At 44.4% G+C, this 22,507-nt stretch carries 14 protein-coding genes; 3 read left to right on the forward strand and 11 right to left on the reverse strand.

What is annotated here, in order from left to right; all coding sequences use genetic code 11:
- Positions 1-82 precede the first annotated feature (82 nt).
- From JGK22_RS26835 to JGK22_RS26855, 5 genes are all read right to left on the reverse strand, one after another.
- Positions 83-1,171 carry an ABC transporter ATP-binding protein gene (locus JGK22_RS26835; protein WP_293207183.1) on the reverse strand — a complete coding sequence of 363 codons (1,089 nt, stop codon included), beginning with the start codon at positions 1,169-1,171 and terminating at the stop codon, positions 83-85.
- A gap of 172 nt (positions 1,172-1,343) precedes the next feature.
- Positions 1,344-2,402: a spermidine/putrescine ABC transporter substrate-binding protein gene (locus JGK22_RS26840; RefSeq protein ID WP_293178288.1), complete on the reverse strand. Its 1,059-nt coding sequence runs from the start codon at positions 2,400-2,402 to the stop codon at positions 1,344-1,346.
- A 51-nt stretch (positions 2,403-2,453) separates the two neighbouring features.
- Complete coding sequence (locus JGK22_RS26845) at positions 2,454-3,311, reverse strand: ABC transporter permease (RefSeq protein WP_293197888.1); 858 nt, start codon at positions 3,309-3,311, stop codon at positions 2,454-2,456.
- Between the two features lie 123 nt (positions 3,312-3,434).
- The gene (locus JGK22_RS26850) at positions 3,435-4,310 is read right to left on the reverse strand and encodes an ABC transporter permease (RefSeq protein ID WP_293197885.1); all 876 of its coding nucleotides are present in this window, start codon (positions 4,308-4,310) and stop codon (positions 3,435-3,437) included.
- A gap of 97 nt (positions 4,311-4,407) precedes the next feature.
- Positions 4,408-5,247, reverse strand: coding sequence for an OmpA family protein (locus tag JGK22_RS26855; protein ID WP_293314140.1), 840 nt, complete (start codon positions 5,245-5,247; stop codon positions 4,408-4,410).
- A 125-nt stretch (positions 5,248-5,372) separates the two neighbouring features.
- Here JGK22_RS26855 and JGK22_RS26860 point away from each other — a divergent pair, with 125 nt between their 5' ends.
- Positions 5,373-5,975: a hypothetical protein gene (locus JGK22_RS26860; RefSeq protein ID WP_293178300.1), complete on the forward strand. Its 603-nt coding sequence runs from the start codon at positions 5,373-5,375 to the stop codon at positions 5,973-5,975.
- Positions 5,976-6,332: 357 nt separating this feature from the next.
- Here the strand turns inward: JGK22_RS26860 and JGK22_RS26865 are convergent, their stop codons facing one another.
- The gene (locus JGK22_RS26865) at positions 6,333-8,558 is read right to left on the reverse strand and encodes a hypothetical protein (RefSeq protein WP_293207191.1); all 2,226 of its coding nucleotides are present in this window, start codon (positions 8,556-8,558) and stop codon (positions 6,333-6,335) included.
- A 527-nt stretch (positions 8,559-9,085) separates the two neighbouring features.
- Here JGK22_RS26865 and JGK22_RS26870 point away from each other — a divergent pair.
- Entirely contained in the window at positions 9,086-10,597 is a 1,512-nt protein-coding gene (locus tag JGK22_RS26870) for an FAD-dependent oxidoreductase (RefSeq protein WP_293314142.1), read from the forward strand.
- Between the two features lie 242 nt (positions 10,598-10,839).
- Here JGK22_RS26870 and JGK22_RS26875 read toward each other — a convergent pair whose 3' ends face one another.
- Complete coding sequence (locus JGK22_RS26875) at positions 10,840-11,250, reverse strand: peptide chain release factor 1 (protein WP_293178309.1); 411 nt, start codon at positions 11,248-11,250, stop codon at positions 10,840-10,842.
- Positions 11,251-11,416: 166 nt separating this feature from the next.
- On the opposite strand from JGK22_RS26875, the gene JGK22_RS26880 reads away from it, so the two are divergent.
- Complete coding sequence (locus JGK22_RS26880; RefSeq protein WP_293143836.1) at positions 11,417-11,623, forward strand: hypothetical protein; 207 nt, start codon at positions 11,417-11,419, stop codon at positions 11,621-11,623.
- A 172-nt stretch (positions 11,624-11,795) separates the two neighbouring features.
- Here the strand turns inward: JGK22_RS26880 and JGK22_RS26885 are convergent, their stop codons facing one another.
- From JGK22_RS26885 to JGK22_RS26900, 4 genes are all read right to left on the reverse strand, one after another.
- Positions 11,796-13,292, reverse strand: a complete 1,497-nt coding sequence (locus tag JGK22_RS26885) for a response regulator (RefSeq protein WP_293178312.1) — start codon at positions 13,290-13,292, stop codon at positions 11,796-11,798.
- A gap of 4 nt (positions 13,293-13,296) precedes the next feature.
- Positions 13,297-19,512, reverse strand: coding sequence for a hybrid sensor histidine kinase/response regulator (locus JGK22_RS26890; RefSeq protein ID WP_293314144.1), 6,216 nt, complete (start codon positions 19,510-19,512; stop codon positions 13,297-13,299).
- A gap of 350 nt (positions 19,513-19,862) precedes the next feature.
- Positions 19,863-20,741 (reverse strand): sugar ABC transporter permease, encoded by an 879-nt coding sequence (locus JGK22_RS26895; protein WP_293314146.1) that lies wholly within the window; start codon positions 20,739-20,741, stop codon positions 19,863-19,865.
- Positions 20,742-21,008: 267 nt separating this feature from the next.
- Positions 21,009-22,472, reverse strand: coding sequence for a CIA30 family protein (locus JGK22_RS26900; protein WP_293178321.1), 1,464 nt, complete (start codon positions 22,470-22,472; stop codon positions 21,009-21,011).
- Positions 22,473-22,507 lie beyond the last annotated feature (35 nt).

Genomic DNA, 22,507 nt, shown 5'->3' on the forward strand with positions numbered 1-22,507 from the left:
GCCCATAAGAGCACCGCACTGTTACTGAGAATATACGTGCATTCGTGTGCAAAGCTGTGTCGTGTCTTCCTTCTTCCTGTCGCTATAAAATACAGATACTTTCCGGCGGCACGGCGACTCGAACGCTGTCGCCAATTTTGTGCCGCTGCAAGTCATCTCTGTGCAAGTTTTGTCGGCGAAGGGCGATCGAGCTTTTAGCAGTCAGGCGCACCGTATAGCGCGTGTCAGTGCCAATATAAATCGCCTCTTCAACTACTCCCGGCCAGCAATGTTCAGCCTGATAATTAGCCGGATAAATAGTGGCTTTTTCCGGCCGCAACACCAGGGTAACAACTTTCCCAGCGGGCAAATCTTCTGATGTTGCAACTAACACGGGCAACTGCTGATCAACCAACACGATTATTTTACCCTGTTGCTTTTCTACTACTCGCCCGGTCAAAAAATTGCTGTCCCCAATAAAATCAGCCACAAACCGCGTTTTAGGATATTCATAAATCTCAACAGGCGTCCCGACTTGTTGCAGTTTTCCTCCCTCCATCACAGCAATTCTGTCCGACATGGTGAGCGCTTCTTCCTGATCGTGAGTTACATAAATAAACGTAATTCCCAATTGTCGCTGCATTTTTTTTAATTCTAATTGCATCTCTTTACGCAACTTCAAATCCAGGGCCCCTAAGGGTTCATCCAACAGCAAAACAGAAGGCTCTTTAACCAACGCCCTCGCCAACGCTACTCGCTGCTGCTGCCCTCCTGAGAGTTGGCGGGGATAGCGTTTTTCTACATCGGTTAACTGTACTAATGCTAAAGCTGCCACCACGCGATCGTGAATTGTTTGGGGAGGCAAATTCTCCATTTCTAAGCCAAATGCAGCATTTTGTGCTACTGTCATGTGCGGAAATAAAGCATAATTTTGAAATACCGTATTCACGGGGCGGTGAAATGGCGGGCGATGCCGCATCGGTTGGCCGTGAATGTAAATTTCGCCCGCTGTGGGCATTTCAAAACCCGCAATCATTCGCAAAGTTGTAGTTTTGCCGCAGCCGGAAGGGCCGAGCAAAGAAAAGAATTCGCGATCTTTAATTTGCAGGTTGATATTGTCTACAGCCAAGAAATCTTGACTGCTGGCACTTTTAAATACTTTGGAAATGTCTAAAATTTCGACGGCGTGCATTCTTATCTATCGTAGTAGTTATTGTAGGGTGCGTCAGGGCTGAATATTGTGACGAGATACTCAATAATTTTTCCCCTGACGCACCCTACAGTTAGTTAGTTACTCGCTTTCTACTCGTTACCATGCTCTTCCTTGGAACCAGTTAAGTTTGACCTTAAGTTGACACCAATGCTTACTTTCCTGCTCCTGCTTTAACTTCCGTCGAAGCTCGATCGTACAATGCGGTTGCTTTCCCGACATCCTGCAAGAATTTCATCTTACCAAAAATTTCAGCCGGTGGATAAATTTGGGGATTTTTCAAATCTTTCGGGTCAATTAAACCTTTGTCTATTGCTGCTTTATTCGGCGAGCCATAGTGGGTAAAATTAGATATTGTCGCACCTACTTCTGGCTGCAAAATAAAGTTAATAAATTTCTCAGCTAACTCTTTGTGCGGTGCACCTTTGGGAATTGCCATGTTGTCAGAAAAGACAATTGTTCCTTCTTTGGGAATAGCGTAGCGGAGATTTGGATTCTCTTTCATCACCTGAAAAATATCGCCGCTCCATTCCATTGTCAGGTTGACTTCTCCTTGATCGAGCAGAGTTTGACCCGTGTCGGGGACAAAAGCAGCAATGATATTTTTATTTTTAATCAGCAAGTCGCGGGCTTTGTTAATTTCTTCGGGATTAGTTGTATTTGGGTCAAATCCTAAATACATTAAAACCACTGCAAAAGTGTATCGGGCATCATCTTGCCATGCTATTTTTCCAGTATATTTAGGATCGAACATCGCCCCCCAACTGTTAATCTCGTCCTTGGTTGCTTTGATGTTGTAGCCAATTCCCATTGTTCCCCACTGATAGGGCAATGAATATTTATTGCCAGGGTCAAATGTTTGGTTTAGCCATTTTGAATCGAGATTATTTTTGTTAACAATTTTTGCAGGATCTAGCGGTTCAAGTATATTCTCGGCTGCCATGATTCTGACCATGTAATCGGCGGGAAATATGACATCATAACCGGGATTTCCCTGTTTGAGTTTGGCGTAGAGTGCGTCGCTGTTCTCGAAAGTGTCGTATTGAATTTTTACATTGTTCTCTTTCTCGAATTGGGCGATCGCTTCGGGAGCGATATAAGTTGCATAATTGTAAATGCTGAGGACTTGCTGGTTGCTGCCTGTGCGGCTGCATCCGAAAACCACCGTTGCACTCATCACAAACAAAAGTAAGAAAGTCAGCAGGCGTTTCATGAGTTTTGTTAGTTGTAGGCAAAATTAATTATGACACACAAAGCAAGTTTTTCAACTTTTTTTAACTCTTAGCGAGGATACAACCAGCAATAAAGAAGCTAGCAACATCAAAGTTGAGATGGCATTAATTGCTGGCGTCACTGCAAATTTTATCATGCCGTAAACCAATAGCGGCAGCGTCATCGAACCGACACCGGTGGTAAAGAATGTCACGACAAAATCGTCCAGCGACAAAGTAAAAGCCAGCAGTGCTGCGCTGAAAATAGCTGGCAAAATTAGAGGGAGAGTAATCCGCCAAAAAGTCCGCCATTCGTTAGCACCCAAGTCAAAGGCTGCTTGTTCTAATTGAGGATCGAGTTCCGCCAAACGCGCCCTGACGGTAATCGTTACGAATGAAATATTAAAGACAACGTGACCGATAATTACTGTGGGTAAGCCGAGATTGAGGCGGATTCCGGTGAGATTTTCTACGATCCGAAATGCTAGGGTAAAGAAAACTAGCAGCGAAATGCCGATCGTAATTTCGGGCATAATAATCGGCAAAAATAGTAAAGCTTCTACTGCTTTGCGTCCCGGAAAATGAAAGCGTTCAAGCGCTAGCGCGAGCATGGTACCGAAAATAGTCGCTAAAGCTGTCGAAATAGCTGCAATTAGCAAGCTATTGCTAAGTGCTGGCAAAATTCCGGCACTGCTGCTGGTAGCAAGAGTCGCGCCTGCATTGCTAAACAAGCTGCCGTACCAATCGAGGGTAAAACCGCGCCAAACTGCGTTAAATTTGGAGCTGTTAAACGAGTAAATAATTAAGATGAGAATTGGCAAGTAGAGAAAGGCAAATGCTAGTGCAGCTTGTACCCAAAGCCACTTTTTGGCGATCGCCCGAACAAATAAATCTAGTTTTATTTTAGTCATTAGTCAATAGTCATTAGTGCGAGCGTCCTCGCGAACAGCAGTCATTGGTCAATAGTCATTGGTCAATAGTCATTGGTCATTAGCTCATCTTAACCTAAATGTAAGGCGCGCAGTACACACCACTTATTCCGTTTCGTCGGAGACGCGGAAGTAAATTAAAACAGGAACTAATATTATTACCGTCAACAGCATAGAAAGCGCCGAACCAAAAGGCCAATCGCGGGATTTCATAAACTGATTTTGAATCAAATTTCCCACCATAATTGTTTTCGACCCGCCCAATATATCGGGTGTAATGAAAGCGCCGACTGCGGGAACAAACACGAGAATAGAACCCGCAACAATGCCGCGAGTTGTCAGCGGTAAAAATACGCGCCAAAAAGTGCGAATATCATTTGCTCCTAAATCTTGAGCTGCTTCAACTAATGAAAAATTGAAGCGTTCTATGCTAGAATATAAAGGCAGAACCATGAAAGGTAAATAGCCGTAAATCAGACCGATCGCCACAGCGAAAGGCGTAAACAGCAAGTTTAACGGTTCGGTAATTATTTGCAGGTTTTGCAGGGCTATGTTCACTACTCCTTCGCTCCGCAGCAGAATGATCCAGGCGTAGGTTCTCACTAAAAAGTTAGTCCAAAATGGAATAATTATCAGCAAAAGCAAGGCATTTCGCCAGCGGGGAGGACGGGTGGCGATGAAAAATGCTAGGGGATAGCCGACTAACAAACAAGCCGCGGTTGTCAAAAAAGCCAAAAAGAGCGATCGACCAATTACCCCTAAAAAAACCCAGCTAAACAAACGCTGGTAGTTGCTGAGAGTAAATACCCAAGTAATCCCGCCGTAGGTACCGCGCTCTAAGAAACTGTACAATAGTACAATTAGCACCGGCAGAACGAAGAAAACGCTCAGCCATGCGCTGGCGGGAAATAATAGCAGCAACAGGTTATACAGTTTTCTATGTTCGCTGTTCGATTTTGGATTGGGAAAGAGCGATTTCATCAGGGTGTTTGGCTACCCGTGCGTATAGGACTAATAATTCCACACATTTTATATCAAATCCGCAGGTCAATCGATTTTCGATTTTAGATTTTAGATTTTAGATTAACCCCACGGATAAATTCGGGGGAAGAGAGGATTTTCGATTTTCGATTTGGGATTGATTCCACGGATAAATCACGTGGCGGGTACCACCTGTGAAATTCTTTTCGGGCGAGGGTAATTGGCGGTTTACGTCAACATTCAAGTTTTCGCGGCGGAATTGGAAGCGGAAAACGACTTTGCGATCGCCCGCTGCATTTTGAGTCGGATTCGCATCTAATTCTCCCCGTCCAGAAACTAATACTTTTTGCTGCAATTCGGCTTTTTTAGGAAAATTAACCTCATTGGAAAACATATAATTAGAAACAGCTAAAGCCCTACGCAAACTCAGTTCCAGATTTTTGGAATCGGAACCTGCGGAACTGGTATGTCCTTCGATGACAACGCGAGAAATTTGTTTTTCAAACTGTTTGTTTGCAAAAAGCACTTGGGTATAGATGGGAATGAAGGCTTGCAAAAACTTTTTACCTTCGGGTTTGAGGACGGAACTGTTATTATCAAACAAAATGCGATCGCGAATGCTGACATCTCCGGTTCCGGGGTCAACAGTAAAAATATCTTTGTCTCCAACTTTTCCCTCTAAAGCATTGACAATAATCTGCGGCAGTCCTTCAAAAGCCTTTTGATATTGCTGCAATTCCTGCCGCAGTTTTTCCACCTGAAGGATTTTCTCATCGAGCATTTTCGCCTTTTCGCTAAGTTGAATTTGCACGGTGATGAACAGGAGGGCGAACAACATCAGCAAGCCGGACATTAAATCGCCGATCGATAGCAGTACGCTGGAGTCTTCCTCTTCTTCTATTTCCGGTGCATTGTCTAAATCTGATATATTTCTCATTTTTTTGGTGAGGTATTAATTTTGATTTTTTACTGTCATATTTGACATATAATTATTGGTGTGGAACTTTTGATATATTCTGCTATTTTACATTACACTCTAGAATAAAACAACAAGAAAATATTATGCTCTACAGTCAGTTTAGTATTGACAAGGTGAAGCGAGATTTTCACCTGACGATTGTTGAGGGAAGCAGATTTTTCCCGGACTCTGTTGAGCCGATCGCCCCTAGTTCTAAGTTATTGGCAATTTTAGAGGATGTACCTTGGGCGATCGCTGTAGATACCGAAAAGGCTCGCTCTGAAGTCATTATAAATCCTGTCCTGCTGGAAGTGCGACGCATTCTCAACCGTCAAATTAGTGTGTTTTCTGGCGAAGAATTCAATGTCGATCCGAGTGTTGGACTTAACGGAGTTTGTGATTTCCTAATTAGCCGTTCTCCCGAACAACTGACGGTGGAAGCGCCAGCAATTGTTGTGGTTGAGGCGAAAAAATCTGACCTGAAATCTGGGCTGGGACAGTGCATTGCAGAAATGCTGGCTGTAGAACAATTTAATCGGGCAAAAGAGCAACTGCTTGGGGCTGTCTACGGTTGCGTTACCAGCGGCACGCAATGGCGGTTTTTGAAGCTGGAGGGACAGATAATAACGATCGACCTAACCGACTATCCGCTGCCCCCTGTCGAGCATATTCTCAGCTTGTTAGTTTGGATGGTGAAAGATGCTTGATTGCAGAATATCAAGCGATTGCAACTATGGAGGGCGGGTTTATTATAGGGGTTATCAAAAAAGTGAGGTATGACTGACAGCTTATATAGCCACTAAGTTAAGAGGGCTGAAGCCCAACAACGTACCTTTAAGCGTATAGGGCTGAAGCCCAACAACGTACCTTTTAGATAAGAGGGCTGAAGCCCAACAACGTACCTTTAAACGTATAGGGCTGAAGCCCAACAACGTACCTTTTAGATAAGAGGGCTGAAGCCCAACAACGTACCTTTTAGATAAGAGGGCTGAAGCCCAACAACTTACCTTATCTTTTTGAACACCTTTATATCTGCGTGTTTCTCGGTTATCGTAAAACCCACCCTAGGGTTTCTTTGTTCCCAAATTATCAGCAGCAGCCACCAAATAATGAGCAACCTGCATCAAACCGTCGGAACTTTCTTGCAACCCACTGCACACTTTCGCCATCGAAGTATCTGCTTCTTCAAAAAACTTGTGCTGCGATGAAGTAGTTCTTTCCAAATAGCCAACTAATTGATTGTTGCCCAACTCCAGCGCGCGATCGAACTGATTTGTCATGTTTTGATAGGCACTCTCAACCCGCCGCACTTGTTCTTGTTCTGCTTGCAAAGCTGCATTTAATTGATTCACCAAATTTGTATAGGTAGTTTGCAATCTTTCTCCTTCTGTATTGAACTGATTTGCCATTTTTTCATAAACGCTTTCTACCCGCAGCACTTCTTGTCCGGTTATCTTTGCTAATTCCTGCAACTGTGCCAAACGCTGGCTGGAATTCAAGCCTACAGAATTAGCAAACTGACTGACTTCTGCGGCTGTTGTCAAAATTTGGCTCATACTTTGGTCAACTTGCTGCGACATCAATTTGCGTTTCTCTGATTCTTCTTGAAAAACTTTCTGCAAGCCGAGTACAACCTGTGCTAAACCTTTTTGCTGTTTGCCTAATGTTCCTTCTAATAAATTGTTTTGTTGGGTAAAAAATTGCTGGAGAGAGGCTTGATACGTTACTCTGAAGTTGTCTAATTCTTCCTGGACTGTGACGCGGGTGTTTTGCAGCATGGAGTCAACATTTTGCAAGCTACCAACCAGATTTTCTCTGGCTTTATCCATCAATCCCGAAGCTTCGTCGCCTACTACTTTGAGGGTGTCAGACTGAGTTTGAAAAGCGGAGTGGGTGGCATTTAAAATATTTGTCATCCGGGTTTCGACACCTTGCAGCATTTCTCTTTCTTGTTCGGCTTGAGTGTGGAGAGATTCTTGCAAGTTATCTTGGATTCCTCTAAAGGTGTTGGCGGCTTCTTGGGCGCTTTCTTGAAAGGCTGTTCTTTGCGCTTTCATCCCTTCAATGCTTTCTCCAACTCCCGATCGTATTTCGGTGGCCATTTCTTGCAAAACGCTGTGGGTGTCGGTTTGAAACTGTCCTAAAATTTGCTGCAAGTTGTTGGCAAATTCTTGCAACTGTACTAATGTATCTTGCTGGAAAGTTTGAATTGTCAGGATTGATTGTGCTAAACTAGAAGAGATTCCGCCTAATTCGTTCTTCAGTTCTCTGACAGCTTCGGATGCTTCTTGAGTTAATTGGGCACTTTGATCTAATCGCCCAACTACGGGTTCAATTACTTCGTTTCGGAGACCTGAAAGTAGGTTATTTAATATCTGTTCGCCTTGGTCTGCTTTAATCTGTTGGAGTACGGATAATTCTTGACGAATGTCGTGGAAAACTGGGGTCATTGCTAAACCGATTTGCTGTCCGATCGCCTGGGAGTTCACATTGCTTTGCGCCTCGACGATTTGAGCAAATCCGGTTCTCATTGTCTCGATCGCCAATTCGATCGCACTTTCAGCATCGCCACCGCTGGAATTGGCGCGGGAAAACAGTTGTTCGGGGGTTTGTAATTTCGCGATTTTATCTAATTTGGCGCGCAAATTGGATTGATTAGCAACGCGCGCGCGATCGCCCCAAGCCAACACGATCGTAAATACGCTAGAAGAACCCAAACCCATTAGAGAAGTGGAAAACGCTGTTTTCATCCCCTCCAGCAACGTGCTAATCGAGGGTAGCAATTGTTTGGTATCTTCCAGCGAACCCAAGTTAACATCCTGCAATCCGGTTTGAATGCCGTAAAATGTACCTAAAACCCCGAGGGCTACTAAGACGCTGGGCACAAACCGCCACTGACTCCGAGGTGCCGATCGCCCTAAAATGGCCGGATACTGAAATAAGAGAAACCGCCCGGATTTTACCTGAGCCCTGTAAGCCTCGCCGTCTGCGATTGTGTCGCCCGCCAAGTGTTCGCTAAACCAGTCGAGGAGAAGTTTCCAAGAGTCTGTTGCTGTTTCCGGTTGCTGTAGATCGATCGCCCCTGACATACCCTTTTCTAACTTCGAGCTCAAATAGTTGACAGCCTCAAAAGTCGATCGGCTTTTGACGCCCACATAACGCTGGTACTGCTTCACAGAAGTGTACTCGCCCCAAACAGCCGCGCACAGCAAAATTAGCGCCGCCCAGTGAAAAATGCTATTCTGCCAAATCACCCCAAAAACAGCAGTCAAATAATTAATCAATTGCATATTGACAACCCGTTCTGTTTGTGTATTTTACTCTAATCTTAATTCGCCGAAAAAACCAACCTTAACGTTTTAATATAACAGCTATCGCCTTCAACAGTTGACAGTTGACAGTTGATAGTTGACAGTTTGAGAGCGACCTCTATTTAGAAGGAAGAGGATTGGAGTAATCAATAGTCTGATTTTAATTTCTCCCGATCGGCGAGAGCCTTTCAACCAATTCTTTCTGGTAAAAAAACCTCGTCTAACCTTCTGATAATCGAGTTCATATGGCGCTTATAAAATGAGCTTAGTCAAGCGCGACCAATTCCCGATTACCAGACAGACCTCATCTAAATTAGTGAAGCTATATAGCGGTTCTCAAAAAAGTGAGGTATCCCCAATGCCCAATGCCCTGTTTGGCCAATTCCCTGTTTGGCCAATTCCCTGTTTGGCCAATTCCCATGAGTACCTCATCTTTCTGAGAAAGGTTATATCTCGCTTTATTTTATCAATTATGTCATCATAAATAAAGAATCAAGAGGTACGCAATGTCAGCAGAATCGCCAACCCCAAAAATAGTCGTAGTCGGTGCCGGATGGGCCGGTTTAGGCGCCACCTATCACCTAGCCCAACAAGGATATGACGTAACTTTGTTAGAAGCAGGGCCTCAGCCAGGAGGCTTAGTTGCGGGGTGGAAAACCCCAGGCGGGCGTTCCGTAGAAGCAGGCATTCACGGCTTCTGGTATCCCTACAAAAACATCTTTTCATTAGTCAAGGAATTAGGACTCGATCCCTTCACGCCTTGGACTCGTTCTTGTCAGTATTCCCCCGCCGGATTGGAAGTTGAATCTCCCATTTTTCAGGACGAACCCAGACTTCCCACACCGTTAGGAACATTCTTGTACACGCGATTTAAAAGACTGCCATTAGTCGATCGCCTTTCAGCCTTACCCTTACTCTATGCCGTACTAGATTTCGACAATTCCGACGAAGCTTGGCAGCGGTACGATCGCGTGACAGCCCGCGAATTGTTCAAACAGTTTGGCGTATCTGCAAGGCTGTACCGGGATGCTTTTGAGCCGATGTTATTAGTAGGTTTATTTGCACCCGGAGAACAGTGTTCGGCCGCCGCAGCTTTGGGAATGCTTTATTATTTCATTTTAGCACACCAAGCAGATTTTGATGTAGTTTGGTGTCGCGGCACTGTCGGAGAAAAAATCTTTCGTCCGTGGGTAGAACGCCTAGAAAAAATCGGCGCCCAAGTATTGACAAAACGGCGAGTTACTGATGTCATAGTTGACAGCAACAATCAAGCCAAGGGAGTTGTCTGCGGCGACGAAACATTCGATGCAGATGCAGTTATTTTTGCAGTTGGCGTTACCGGAATGCAAAAAATTATCAGCAGCAGCCCCGCTTTGCAAACCCGCCAAGAGTTTCGGGACGTGATGAACTTGGGCGCTGTTGACGTGTTAGCTGTTCGCCTGTGGTTTGACAGAAAAATTGAGATTCCGCTGCCTTCAAATGCCTGTTTTGGATTTAGTTCGACTACGGGATGGACGTTTTTTGATTTGAATGCTTTGCACGACGAATTCCGCTCCGAACCGGGAACAGTTGTGGAAGCTGATTTTTATCATGCCAATCAATTAATTCCCCTGAAAGATGAGGAAATAGTTGCTCTTGTTCAGCGGGATTTGGCGACTTGTATTCCGGCTTTTCGGGAGGCTAAAGTAATCGACAGCAGCGCGATTCGTTTATCGCGGGCGGTGACGCATTTTGCACCGGGAAGTTATCAGTATTTGTTGCCTGCGGTCACAAGTTATGATAATGTATTTATGAGCGGCGATTGGGTTGTGACCCGTCACGGTTCTTGGTCGCAGGAAAAGGCTTATGTTACTGGTTTGGAAGCGGCTAACTTGGTAGTTTCGCGTTTCGGAATTGGCAAGAAAGCGACAATTATTCCGGTGGAGGCTGACGAACCACACATTCAAGTCGGCAGACAGATTAATCAGTTTGTTCGCAGTTTGACTAAAGCTGTTATTCCCGATTTTTGGCTGCCCTAATTAGAAGGAAGAGGGAAGAGGAAATGTATTGCTTTAACTAAGTAGGACTTATGCACGGGTGGCGAGAAACCGGGTTTTTCATCAAAATAGTTGATTGAAACTGTCAATGTGGGTGAAAAAGTAACTAATCGTAGGGTGCGTCAGGGCAAAAAATATTAATTTATACTCAAGACATTCAACCCTGAAGCACCCTACAATCACTGTCAACTGTCAACTGTCAACTGTCAACTGTCAACTGACTATCACCAATAAGGCCGACCCTTCCAAAAAACTCCCACGGTAATTCCTATTAGTGCAGCTTCCGATAAACTTGCTAAAAAAGCAGGTATGGGCAGGAATGACTTTAATACCAAACCCAAGATTACGCACAAAACTAAAACCCACAAATTAGTCCGGTTGAGCAAAAATTGCTGCTGCCAATACTCCAAAAAGTACACTGCTAAAGCTCCCATTCCCACGGCTGTAACAAAAGGTATCAATATTCCGAGGGAGGAGCCGTAGAGAAGTGTCAGAATGTTGCGGATTACCCGCGATTGCGTGAAACCCCAGGCTAAAAATAGTTCCAGTCCAATCACGATGGAGTTGACGAGGGCGGCAATTTGCAGCATTTCTCGCCAGGGGAAAAGTTTTAAGCGGCGCAGAAAATTGCTCATAATCGGCAAATTTGGTAGGTTGCTTTGATTTTATAACAGTTTTGCGCTGGCGATCGACATCTTCCTGGTCTTTAGTAAAGTAAAATGAACATAGAGGGCAGTCTCTTGACAAATTCACCCAGAGCATCTGCCTGCTAGTTGTTGGAACCGTGAAAGGAAAAAAGTTATGGTGGAGAACACTGTCGATTGTGCTGTAGCTTGCGTCAACGGCTGCGTTTTGGGCGACAAGTGTCCGAAGCGGGAATACGCAGAAGCAACTTCAAGCTTTATTGAAAATACTTCTCTCGACAAAATGCTAGAAATGGCAGAGGAAGCGGTGAGAAGGAAACGGACGGAACCTCCCAAATGGGTAATCCCTGATTTTCCTGAATAGAATTACCCATTTGGGAAACAGCATCGCCCTTTCAAATGGGCGATGCTTTTTGTTTTTGGGAGTATCTCATTAAATGCCGGATTTATACGTTGATTTTTTACAGTCTTAGACGGATTTTTTCGCTCACAAACCTGCTTTTTTTATGGCTTCTGGGGCGCCCCAAGGGCAATGATTAGCGGTCTACTATTTTGGAACCGGAGGTCGCCATTTCTCGCACTTTTTGTCGAATTGGAAGCTCGATCGCAAATTCGGTTCCTTGGCCTGGTGTCGAACAACAGCGCAAACTGCCACCGTGCTTTTCTGTGACAATGTGCCAGCTAATTGACAGGCCAATTCCCGTACCTTTTCCCACAGGCTTTGTTGTAAAAAATGGGTCAAAAATACGATCGCACAAATCCTCACTGATTCCCGGCCCGCTGTCAGCAATTTTAATAATTGCCGTGTTCGGGTTGTGGACTTTCGTACAAATCCGAATCTGGTAGGGATTTATTTTAATTTCTTCCATAGTTTTTTCAGCGCATGATTCTTCTATCGCATCGATGGCATTAGCTAAAATATTCATAAATACCTGATTGATCTCCCCGCCGCAGCACTCTACATTTTTCAAATCGGTATCGTACTCCTTAATCACCTGAATCGCGGGACGGTTCGCCTTAAATTTCAGCCGATTTTGCAAAATCATCAGCGTGCTGTCAATACCTTGATGAATATCAATCAGCTCCATTTCTCGCCCTTCTTGTCGCGAAAAATACCGTAGAGACAGAATTATATCCCGAATGCGATCGCCACCTAGCCGCATCGAGTCTAGCATTTTCAGCAAATCATCCTTGATGAATTCAATCTCTACCGCTTCTGCTGTTGATGTTATTTCCGCTGCGGGTTCGGGATAGTGCTGCTGGTAAAGATTGAGTACCTTGAGCAAATCTTCAGTATAATCGCGAACGTAATTGAGATTGCCGCAGATAAAATTTACCGGATTGTTAATTTCGTGAGCAATTCCCGCCACCATTTGCCCCAAAGCAGACATTTTTTCGCTCTGAATTAACAACGACTGGGCGTGCTGGAGCTTGTGCAGGGACTGCTGTAAATTCTCCTGTGTTTGCTGTCTCTGGTTCACCTCTTCCTGTAGCCGCTCGTTGGTTTGACAAAGTTCCACAGTGCGCGACTCTACCCGTTTTTCCAACTCGGCAGCCAGTTGTTCCAGGTTAATTTGAGCTTGTTTGCGATCGACAATTTCACGCTGCATCTGGGCATTTTGCTCCTGAAGTTTTTGAGTCAGCTTGCGGATGCTCAAATGCGCTTTAGCCCGAGCTAAGACTTCTTGATTTTGAATCGGCTTAGTAACGTAATCAACAGCTCCCAAATTAAATCCTTTTACCTTATCTTCCGTCTCATCCAGCGCTGTCATGAAAATCACCGGAATCTCCTTTGTCAAATCGCCAGCCTTCAAAAGCCGGCAAGTTTCAAACCCATCAATTCCCGGCATTAATACGTCCAGCAATATCAAATCTGGCAGCGAGTATTCAGCTTTTTTGATAGCGCTCTCTCCCGTCCTTGCCACCAACACTTTAAACCCCGATTCCGTCAAAAAATCAAACAGCACTGCCAAATTATTTTGGTTATCATCGACGATCAAGATAACGCTCTCTTCCAAAGGTAAGATGCTCATGTTTTCAATGCTTCCTATATTGTTCTACGAATTCTAAAATCTTTGCTTCTTCAAAATTTTTAGCTAATTGATTCAGATGGCTGGCAAAAGAGACATATTTTGCATTAATTTTGGCCAATTTTTCTGCTTGTTTTTGAATTCCTCCTAAGTCACCCATCATTGCTAATTCAAAAAGTACAGCTATTTCCTCTGCCGGAGGAGGGATAATTTTTTCATCTGGAATTTTAGATTGGTTGTCGGAATCTTCAGATTCATAATTTTCGTCTTCCAAATTCTCATAAATCCATTCTAACTCTAAATGAACTTGCAAGCAATTTAAAAGTTCCTCAGCCCGGATCGGCTTGGGGAGAAAAGCATTGCATCCTGCTGCTAAACTTCCCTGCTTTTCCACTGCCATAATACTAGCAGAAGTGCCGATCGTGACCACATTTTTAAAGAGCGGCAACTTGCGAATTTGCCGCATCGCTTCAAATCCGTCCATCACCGGCATTACCAAATCAATCAAGATACAATCCGGTTGAAATTCCAGGGCTTTATTCAAACAATCTTGACCGTCTGTAGCCTCAATTATTTCAAAACCCAACGGTTCGAGCAGGTGAATTAAAACCGAGCGATTTTCCCACTGATCGTCAACCACCAGAAGTTTTTTGTTAGTACCATTGAAACCTTTGATAAATTTTTGGGAATACTTTTTATTTATTTCTGGGCTGTCAACTGCTAGCAAATCTAACTCAAACCAGAAAATGCTACCTCTGCCTAAAGTGCTTTCTACTTGTAATTCGCTGCCCATAATCTCGACTAATTCCCGGCTGATTGCTAATCCCAATCCGGTTCCTTCGGTATGGCGGCGGGTATTGCCCACCTGTTCAAAAGGTGTAAATATCTTTGGCAATTCATCAGCAGCGATCCCAATTCCTGTATCTTCAACCTGAAACCGAATCCTCACCTTCGTAGTGAGGACTTCAGTCCTATTTTCATCGCTTACACAATCCACTACTGAAACCTTAAATGTTACCCCACCCCTTTCAGTAAACTTAACAGCATTACCAATTAAATTAATCAATATTTGGCGCAACTTCTTTTCATCTGCCGAGATTGCACTGGGGAGATACGAAAGATATTCGCAATTAAAAGCTATGTTTTTTTGACTTGCCCGAATGCTACAAATAGCATTAATGCCTTGAATGAAATCGGGAAAATCAAAGTCTGTGGCCACGAGTTCCATTCTCCTTGCCTCGATTTTAGAAAGGTCTAAAATATCCTCTATCAAAGCGAGCAAGTGTTCGCCACAGCGGTGAATAACGCCAATTCCATTCTGTTGTTGCGAGGTCAAATGTTTGTCGCGCTTAAAGATTTGGGTGTAACCTAAAATGCCGTTGAGGGGTGTTCGCAATTCGTGGCTCATGTTAGCTAAAAATTCGCTTTTGGCGTGGCTGGCATCTCGGGCGGCGGCTTCGGCTTTTTGGCGTTCTTTAATTTCTTCGGAAAGTAGCGAGTTTTTTTCGTGTAATTCTTGGGTGCGTTCTTTTACTTTTGCTTCTAGGGTAAAGTTGTATTCTGCGAGTTGTTTGTTGGCAGTTTCTAAGTTTGTGTAAAGGCGGGCATTTTCGAGGGCGATCGCAGCTTGGGAAGAAAGCAGCTTCAATACTTCCAAGCGATCGCCTGTAAAAGCGCCGGTTGTCAAATTGTTTTCCAAATACAGGATCGCGGTTAATTTGCCTTGATAGACGATCGCCGCGCATAACACCGATTTTGGCTGGCGATCGACGATGTAGGGGTCATTGTGGAAAATAGCGTCGCTGCTGGCGTCATTCAACACGACATCTTGCTGAGTGCGATCGACAAAATTGATTAGCGATCGCGGATACGCACAATCCAAGCCCGCGCCCGAGAGCACCCGCACATCGCCGCCAACCTCTCCCGCAGCTTCAATGACAAATTCACCGTTTTTTGGTGCGATCAAAAACCCAGTTTGGGCCCCCGCATTTTCCAACAAAATCCGCATCAATTTGTCCAGCAAAGCATCGAGGACAATTTCGCCGGAGATAGCCAGAGATGCTTTCATGACGGTAGCGAAATCCAAAGCTTTGTGAGTACCGGTAACGGTTGCAGAAGTTACAGTCACAGTCGGGCGATCGCTAATTGTGAGACTATCACTTTCCGGCATCCGTACAATCAACTGCGGATAGCGTTCCTCCAAATCAGTAACCTTAGCATTCGCACCCCAACGGATGTAACCGTAGTAAGCATCAGTCATGTAAACCTTAGCCACCTTCTGGCGCCCCGCAAACAGGTAAAACTCAGCAGCTAATTCATTCGCCAAAGCCTCTTCCTGAATGTATCCCTGTTCGCGGGAATGTTGGATTGCGCGATCGTAATAATCTATTGCTTTATCTTTGTCCCCCAACACCCGCGCTTTCTCAGCCTCAACTAACTCATATTTATGCTGATAATTCATTGGTGCGTGGTGCGCCCATTTTCGCATTTTTTCTTGATTCGCTACTACCTGCATCAAGTGTTTTGCTTGTTCTGCGCTGTCAGCAGTTGGATATACAGCGAGGAGTGCCAGCGAATAATAAAAATTGTGCGTACCAATCATCATGAAGCCAATTGCTGCTTGTGCATATTCGGCCGCTAAAGATGCGTCAGCAACTGCTTTATCTGGCTGTTTAAATAAGTAATTTAACAGCAACTTAGCGAGATAAACATTAAAAAGTGACATATAATTGTTAGCTTGTTGCAGCCGAGGCAAAATCTCTGCTTCATTAAATTTTTCACCTATTAGTTGAGATTTGTTTGCGGACATTCCTCGCAAATTTAAAATAATTTGCCCCCAGATGCCCAGCAATTCCATCGAAAGTTCTTGCTTGAGATTTTGTACTAAAGTGAAGTATTGCACTTGTTTGTGTTCGACATTTTCTAGTTGTTCTCCAATCAAAAAAGGGCAAGAACAACTGTTTAAAGCAGCATAACTACTAAATTCTAAGTCTCCAGTTTCCAGGCCGCTTTGAACGCTCTCTATTAAGGGGGCAATTGTCTCTTTAGCGTGTTCTTTCCAGTGGCGAACAAAAGTGTTAAACAGGTGGTAAACTTTGCATTTAAATTGTTTAGCATTGAATTGCTCTAACAGCTTCAAAGCTAGCTGTCCAGAATGATATCCAGCGTCGATCTCTCCTAAGGCACCAGCCAGCAGCAAGCCATACCAAATATAGGCGATCGCCCCAAGTGCTGAATGACCCCGTTTAATCGAAAAATCGACCATTGTAAAGATAACCTGCGGCAATAGTTCTGGTTTTGCCACAAAAACAGGAGAAACAACAGCCGAAAGTATCCGCATTGCCGCCAACTGATAGCTATCAGTCATTACCGGAACATTTTCTAGTTCATCAAGCTGAGGTAACTTAATTGCAGTCAAACCCTGTGGGGGAATTTCCGACAAGGTAAATCCCAAGATTTCCAAAGCTTTTAAACCAGTATCGATGGCTTCAACCATCTGGTTTTGAGACAAATAAGACTGGATTTGCAGTTCGTAAACCTTAACTTTGTCGAGCAGGTTTGTCGCTTGTTGTAACACGATGTCTGCTAATTCTTGCGATCGCCCAAAGTTAGTATTCAGATATTCCGCCTCCGCTGCTTCAACGTGAAGATTCAGCGTCAAATCATAATCAGTCTGCCAACTCGATCCTATACTTACGGGGGACTGAGGGGAATTAATCAGCGCCAAACCGACATTCAAATATCTGATAGTGGCTTCGTAAGCATTGGATGCCTTAGCTTTTTTTCCGGCAATCAGATTCAGTTTTGCCAGTTCATTTTTTGCGGCTTTGTCTGCAATAAATTCAACACCAAAATTCAATTGATTGACAATATCAAAGACATTTTCTTCAATCTCAGAGGGGGGAGTATTGTTGAGCAGCAGTTGACCGATTTTGACGTGCGTTGCTTGTTTTTCGCCATCGGGAATCAAAGAATAAGCTGCTTGCTGCACTCTGTCGTGCAAAAACTTGTAGTCAACCTTCACATCTTGCAGCCCAGCCAGCCCCGTTTCTGAACCTTCAAAAACCAGCGGAATTTTGTAATCGTTGCTCAGTGGCAAAACTAGACCAGCCTGAAGAGCATCCCAGAGGTTTAATGCTGTTTCTTTCTGAGATTTTTCGCTGACAATTGAGAGAACTTCTAACTTAAACTGGTTGCCAATACAGGCAGCTAATTTTAATGCTGACTGCGCCGAGACAGGCAACTTCCGAATATTTCGAGCGATTAACTCTACGACATTGCAGTCAGTAATCCCAATAGCTTGGATGTGTCCGAGATCCCACTGCCACGTACTGGATGGAAAATCGTAAACTAACAGATTTTCTTGATAAAGAGTTCTGAGTAACTGAGTTAGAAAGAAGGGATTGCCTTGGGTTTTGTTGAAAAGTAGCTCTGCTAAAAGTTTTATATTTTCGGATATATTGCTTTTTAAAGTTTCTGAGATTAATTGTTCTACATGACTAAATTCTAAGGGAGCGAGAACAATATTGCTGACTATTTCGGGAGTTATTACCGCAGTCTTTTGAATATTTTCGATTGTGGCAATCAGCGGATGAGTGGCGCTGACTTCGTTGTCTCGATAAGCTCCAATTATTAGCAAATATTTGCTATCTGAGTCTGTCACCAGCAGTTCAATTAATTTCAGCGATGCCGAATCTGCCCACTGCAAATCGTCGAGAAAAACTACTAGCGGGTGTTCTTTTGCAGTAAACACGCTAATGAATTGTTTAAACACCCGATTAAATCGGTTTTGCGATTCTGTCGGCCCCAATTCCGGGACTTCTGGCTGTTTGCCGATAATTAGTTCGACTTCGGGAATCACGTCTGTGACAACTTTCCCACTGCTTCCCAAAGCCGCTAGCATTTTTTGTTTCCAAGTTACGATAGATGCTATACTTTCTGTTAGCAACTGCCGAATCAATGACTGGAATGCTTGAATCAAAGAAGCGTAGGGAATGTTGCGCTTGAATTGGTCAAATTTGCCGCCAATAAAATAGCCGCGCTGCCGGACAATGGGTTTTTGAACTTCATTTACTAAGCAGGATTTGCCGATGCCGGAGTAACCGGAAACCAGGATCATTTCGACTCCCCCTGTTTTGCTTGTTAAGGAGGATGAAGAACTTTCAATAAGCCCTCCCTTAACAAGGGGGGGTTGGGGGGGTTCTCCGGTGCTTTGGGAAAGCTCCGAAAGCCCCCCCTTAGCAAGGGGGGGTTGGGGGGGTTCTACACCGCTAATTCGCTCAAAAGCACTGAGTAAAGCGGCGACTTCGGCTTCTCTACCGTATAGTTTTTGGGGGATGAGGAGTTGACCGGCCCGATCGGCATTTCCGGCAGTAAAATCAGATATATTGCCACCAGCTTGCAGTTGTGCGAGACAAGTTTCGAGATCAAACCTCAGCCCGTCGGCACTTTGATACCTATCTTCCGCCGTCTTCTCCAACAACTTCATCACGATGGCAGAGATTGCTTCGGGAATTTCCGGCTTCAAACTGTGGGGCGCGGGTGCGATTCTAGCGATGTGACAGTGAACTAATTCTAAAGGGTCGATCGCATTAAACGGCAATTCACCAGTCAGCATCTCGTAAAAAGTGACACCTAACGAGTAAAAATCGCTGCGATAGTCGATCGCCCGATTCATTCTACCAGTTTGTTCCGGCGAAATATAAGCTAACGTACCTTCGAGCAAATTGGGATAGCTGGGACTTGCGTTTTCTCTAACCAAGCGCGAGGAGATGCTGAAGTCAGTAATTTTGACCTGATAGGTTTCGGGATGGATAATGATATTGTGCGGTTTAATATCTTTGTGAATTATTTGATTTTGATGAATTTCACCCAAACTTTGAGCTAGCTGCACGGCTATTTCGAGAAAATGTTTTAATTTAATTTTTTGAGTAGTTAGAAGTTTTGACAAAGCCAAGCCACCAAAGTCTTCTAATGTGAGTGCTACACTATTTTGATGCGTTTCTAGGCGGTATGAATTAACAATAGTTTCTATATTTCTTAGATTTTTTCGGATTTTATATTCGTGTCTCAAGCGAGTAATCTCTTCGAGAGTTGGATACTCGCTTTTCAGGGTTTTGACTATGACGGGTAGGTTTTCTTGTTCCCAGATTCCCCGATAGATCGCAGTATTGATACCAGAATAAATTTGTTCCGTGATTTGATAGCCTGTTAGTAAAATCATAGTTTAATCAATTTGAATTTAAAGGGTTGACTGCAAATTTACCCGAGTTGTGCTGTGGGCGGAAGTCGATCGCCCGTGTTAGAGGGGTGATGGCACAGGTTGGGTGAAACAGATTCCGAGGCATAATCAACATTAGTGCAAAGATCGCAGCTTTGGCATTGGCTATTTGGCTTAATCTTTAAGTCGATCGCACTTACGTATTCTTACTGATTAATACGTATTCTTACTGATTAAATTGTGTTTAATATAACATTTGCCGCGCCAAGGGTTTTAACAGCCTTCTTATCTTCTTCTCTCTTTCCTCTGTCAAGTCAACTGTCAACTGTCAACTGTCAACTGTCAACTGTCAACTAATCATTGCGAGTCAAACCCTGAAGGCTAACTTGCAAAACCGACAAACCCAAAATCAGCAAAAACAAAACTAGGGCGATCGTACAAGCATAACCAATTTCCAAATCCTTAAAAGCCCGTTCGTAAAGATAATAAACAACAGTCTTAGAACTATTGCGAGGGCCGCCCTGAGTCATAATATAAACTTCTTCAAAAACCTTAGTAGCAGAAATCGCCGAAATCACCGCCACCAAAACCAAATAAGGCTTCATCAGCGGCACAGTAATATCCCAGTGTTTCCGCAAACCTTCCGAACCATCAATCGCAGCCGCCTCATAAAGTTCTGCCGGAATAGATTGCAGCCCAGCTAAATAAATCACCATGTAATAACCTAAGCCTTTCCAGACAGTAACTGCCATCACGCTAAAAATTGCCACCTTCGGATTGGCCAGCCAAGAAACCGGAGGTAAACCCAACAATTCTCCGAACTGATTCAGCAATCCCGTCTCAGCAAACAGCCACTTCCAAGCAATCCCCGCGACAACCATCGAAATCACCGCCGGCGTGTAGTAGGCGGCGCGGAACCAGTTCATCCCCCGCAGCTTTTGATTGCACAAAATTGCCATTCCCAACGGTAGAACAACCAATATAGGCACAACACAGATGAGATACAGCAGCGTATTGGTCAAAGTTTGCCAAAAAGTGCGATCGCGCCACAACCGCTCAAAATTCTTCAAACCCACCCACTGCGGCATTTGAGTTAAATCATATTCGTAACTCGTAAAACTCAAATAAAAAGCTTGTAAAGCAGGCCACAAAACAGTCAAAGTCAAAACAAACAAAGCCGGAAACAAAAACAAATAAGGCGTTGAATAGCGGCGGAAAAAATTCAAAGGCATAATAATTGGTAATTAGTCTTGGTTAATAATAAGACGGCGGTTGAAACCGCGTCTATACAAACGATGTCAGCCGGACGCCGACTGAAGAAAACAACATAATTCCATTCGCCGTCCGATCTTTTTCTTCAACCCGCGGAGGCGGGTTTTGTCTGTGTAGACGCGAATTCGATTCGCCGTCTTCGATTCGCCGTCTTCGATTCGCCGTCTTCGATTCGCCGTCTTCGATTCGCCGTCTTCGATTCGCCGTCTTCGATTCGCCGTCTATACCTATTTAAGCCCAGAAAACAAACCCTCCCAATCTCTCGGAGAACCAGGATTTTCCCCCTCTTTTACCTCAAAAGTCACCTTACAAGCCTGCGGTTGTTCCAAAGCTTGCACGCACAATTCCGCAATATCTTCCCGACTAACTTTACCCCGAATATTATCTCCTTGCTCGAAGATCAAAGCTTTGCCGCCCGGTTCCTCAGTCAAAGCACAAGGTCTGACAACAGTATAAGGTATGCCGCTCGATCGCACGCAATCCTCCCCTTTCAACTTCCAAGTCAAAATTCCCCCCAACATATCATTCATTCTGACAGCCGGCGGTTCATCTTCCAAGATAAGTCCTGGGCGGCCCGGGCGAGTAACTCCCGCCGAACTCACCATCACAAATCGCGGCAAAGTCTGGCCGCCATCAGCTTTAATAGATTCTAATTCCAGTTGAAAAACACCCGGTGTAAATTTCGGATTCAGCGCGCCGTCATATTCAAACTTGCTCAGCATTAACTGAAAAGAATAAATGCTGCTGGGATCGAATTTCGCGCCATCTTTCACAGTCTTCGCGCGGAATACTGGAATTAACTTATCGAAGGGAACTACGATCGTAATCCAGGTATTGTACACAGTATCGAACGAATAGCAATAGCCGATACCATCCCATTTAGCCTCGCTACGCACGATCAACTTGTAGCGCTTACCATCCCCTTTGACCCGGAGCAGGAGGCCGCTGAATCCTGCGAGATTGACCGGAGGATCGAAGTTGCGGGTGCGGACAGAAGCAAAGCCACCTGAGTTGGCAGTGGAAACATTGCCCGTGAATATAGCTGTACTGTCTGTAAGTACGATCGAACTTTCGCTAGTCCCGCCCATCACAACATCATCGAGAGCGCCCCAAGTTTCCTTTAAATCTTGGGTAGGTTTTGTGAAATCAAAAATGACTTTTTCGCCTGATTTAATGAGCTGACTGCGAACAGCTTGCACTAAATTATTCAGGCCTTTGTATTCGACAATTTCGGGAACATCCACAACTTCCGGCATATAAAACTTGATGCCTTGATAGTATTTTTCCCTGGTTGGCGTGTCTCCTTCTACAGGTTGAACTTTGGTACCCGTGCAGCAGATAACTGCATCTACGCCCTCAGTGACGCGCGGTGTTAGCGTCTCAGCGATAGTGATATCTCCCTCGACTAATTCGACATTTTTGCCAAGAATTTCGGTTGCTCTTTTGGTATCTCTGACGAGACAGCGGACTTGATATCCCCGCTGTTGCAGCCGCTTGACAACTCGCTTCCCGACGCCACCTGTCGCACCGGCTACCAGTACGAGTTTGGGTTTATCTTTTTTATTGTTGCTGCTGCTTCCGAACAGTTGTTGCAGCCAGCTAATGCTGCCAATGAAGGGAATCACGCCGAAATAAGCCAAGGTTTTGACAAATCTGCCGGCATCCCATTGGGCGGTATTTTTTTCAGTCACAGTCGCTTCCTCAGAGTTGGCTCAAATCTACTTAT

Source organism: Microcoleus sp. PH2017_08_TRC_O_A, assembly GCF_020738665.1.
In the GTDB taxonomy this organism is placed as follows: domain Bacteria; phylum Cyanobacteriota; class Cyanobacteriia; order Cyanobacteriales; family Microcoleaceae; genus Microcoleus.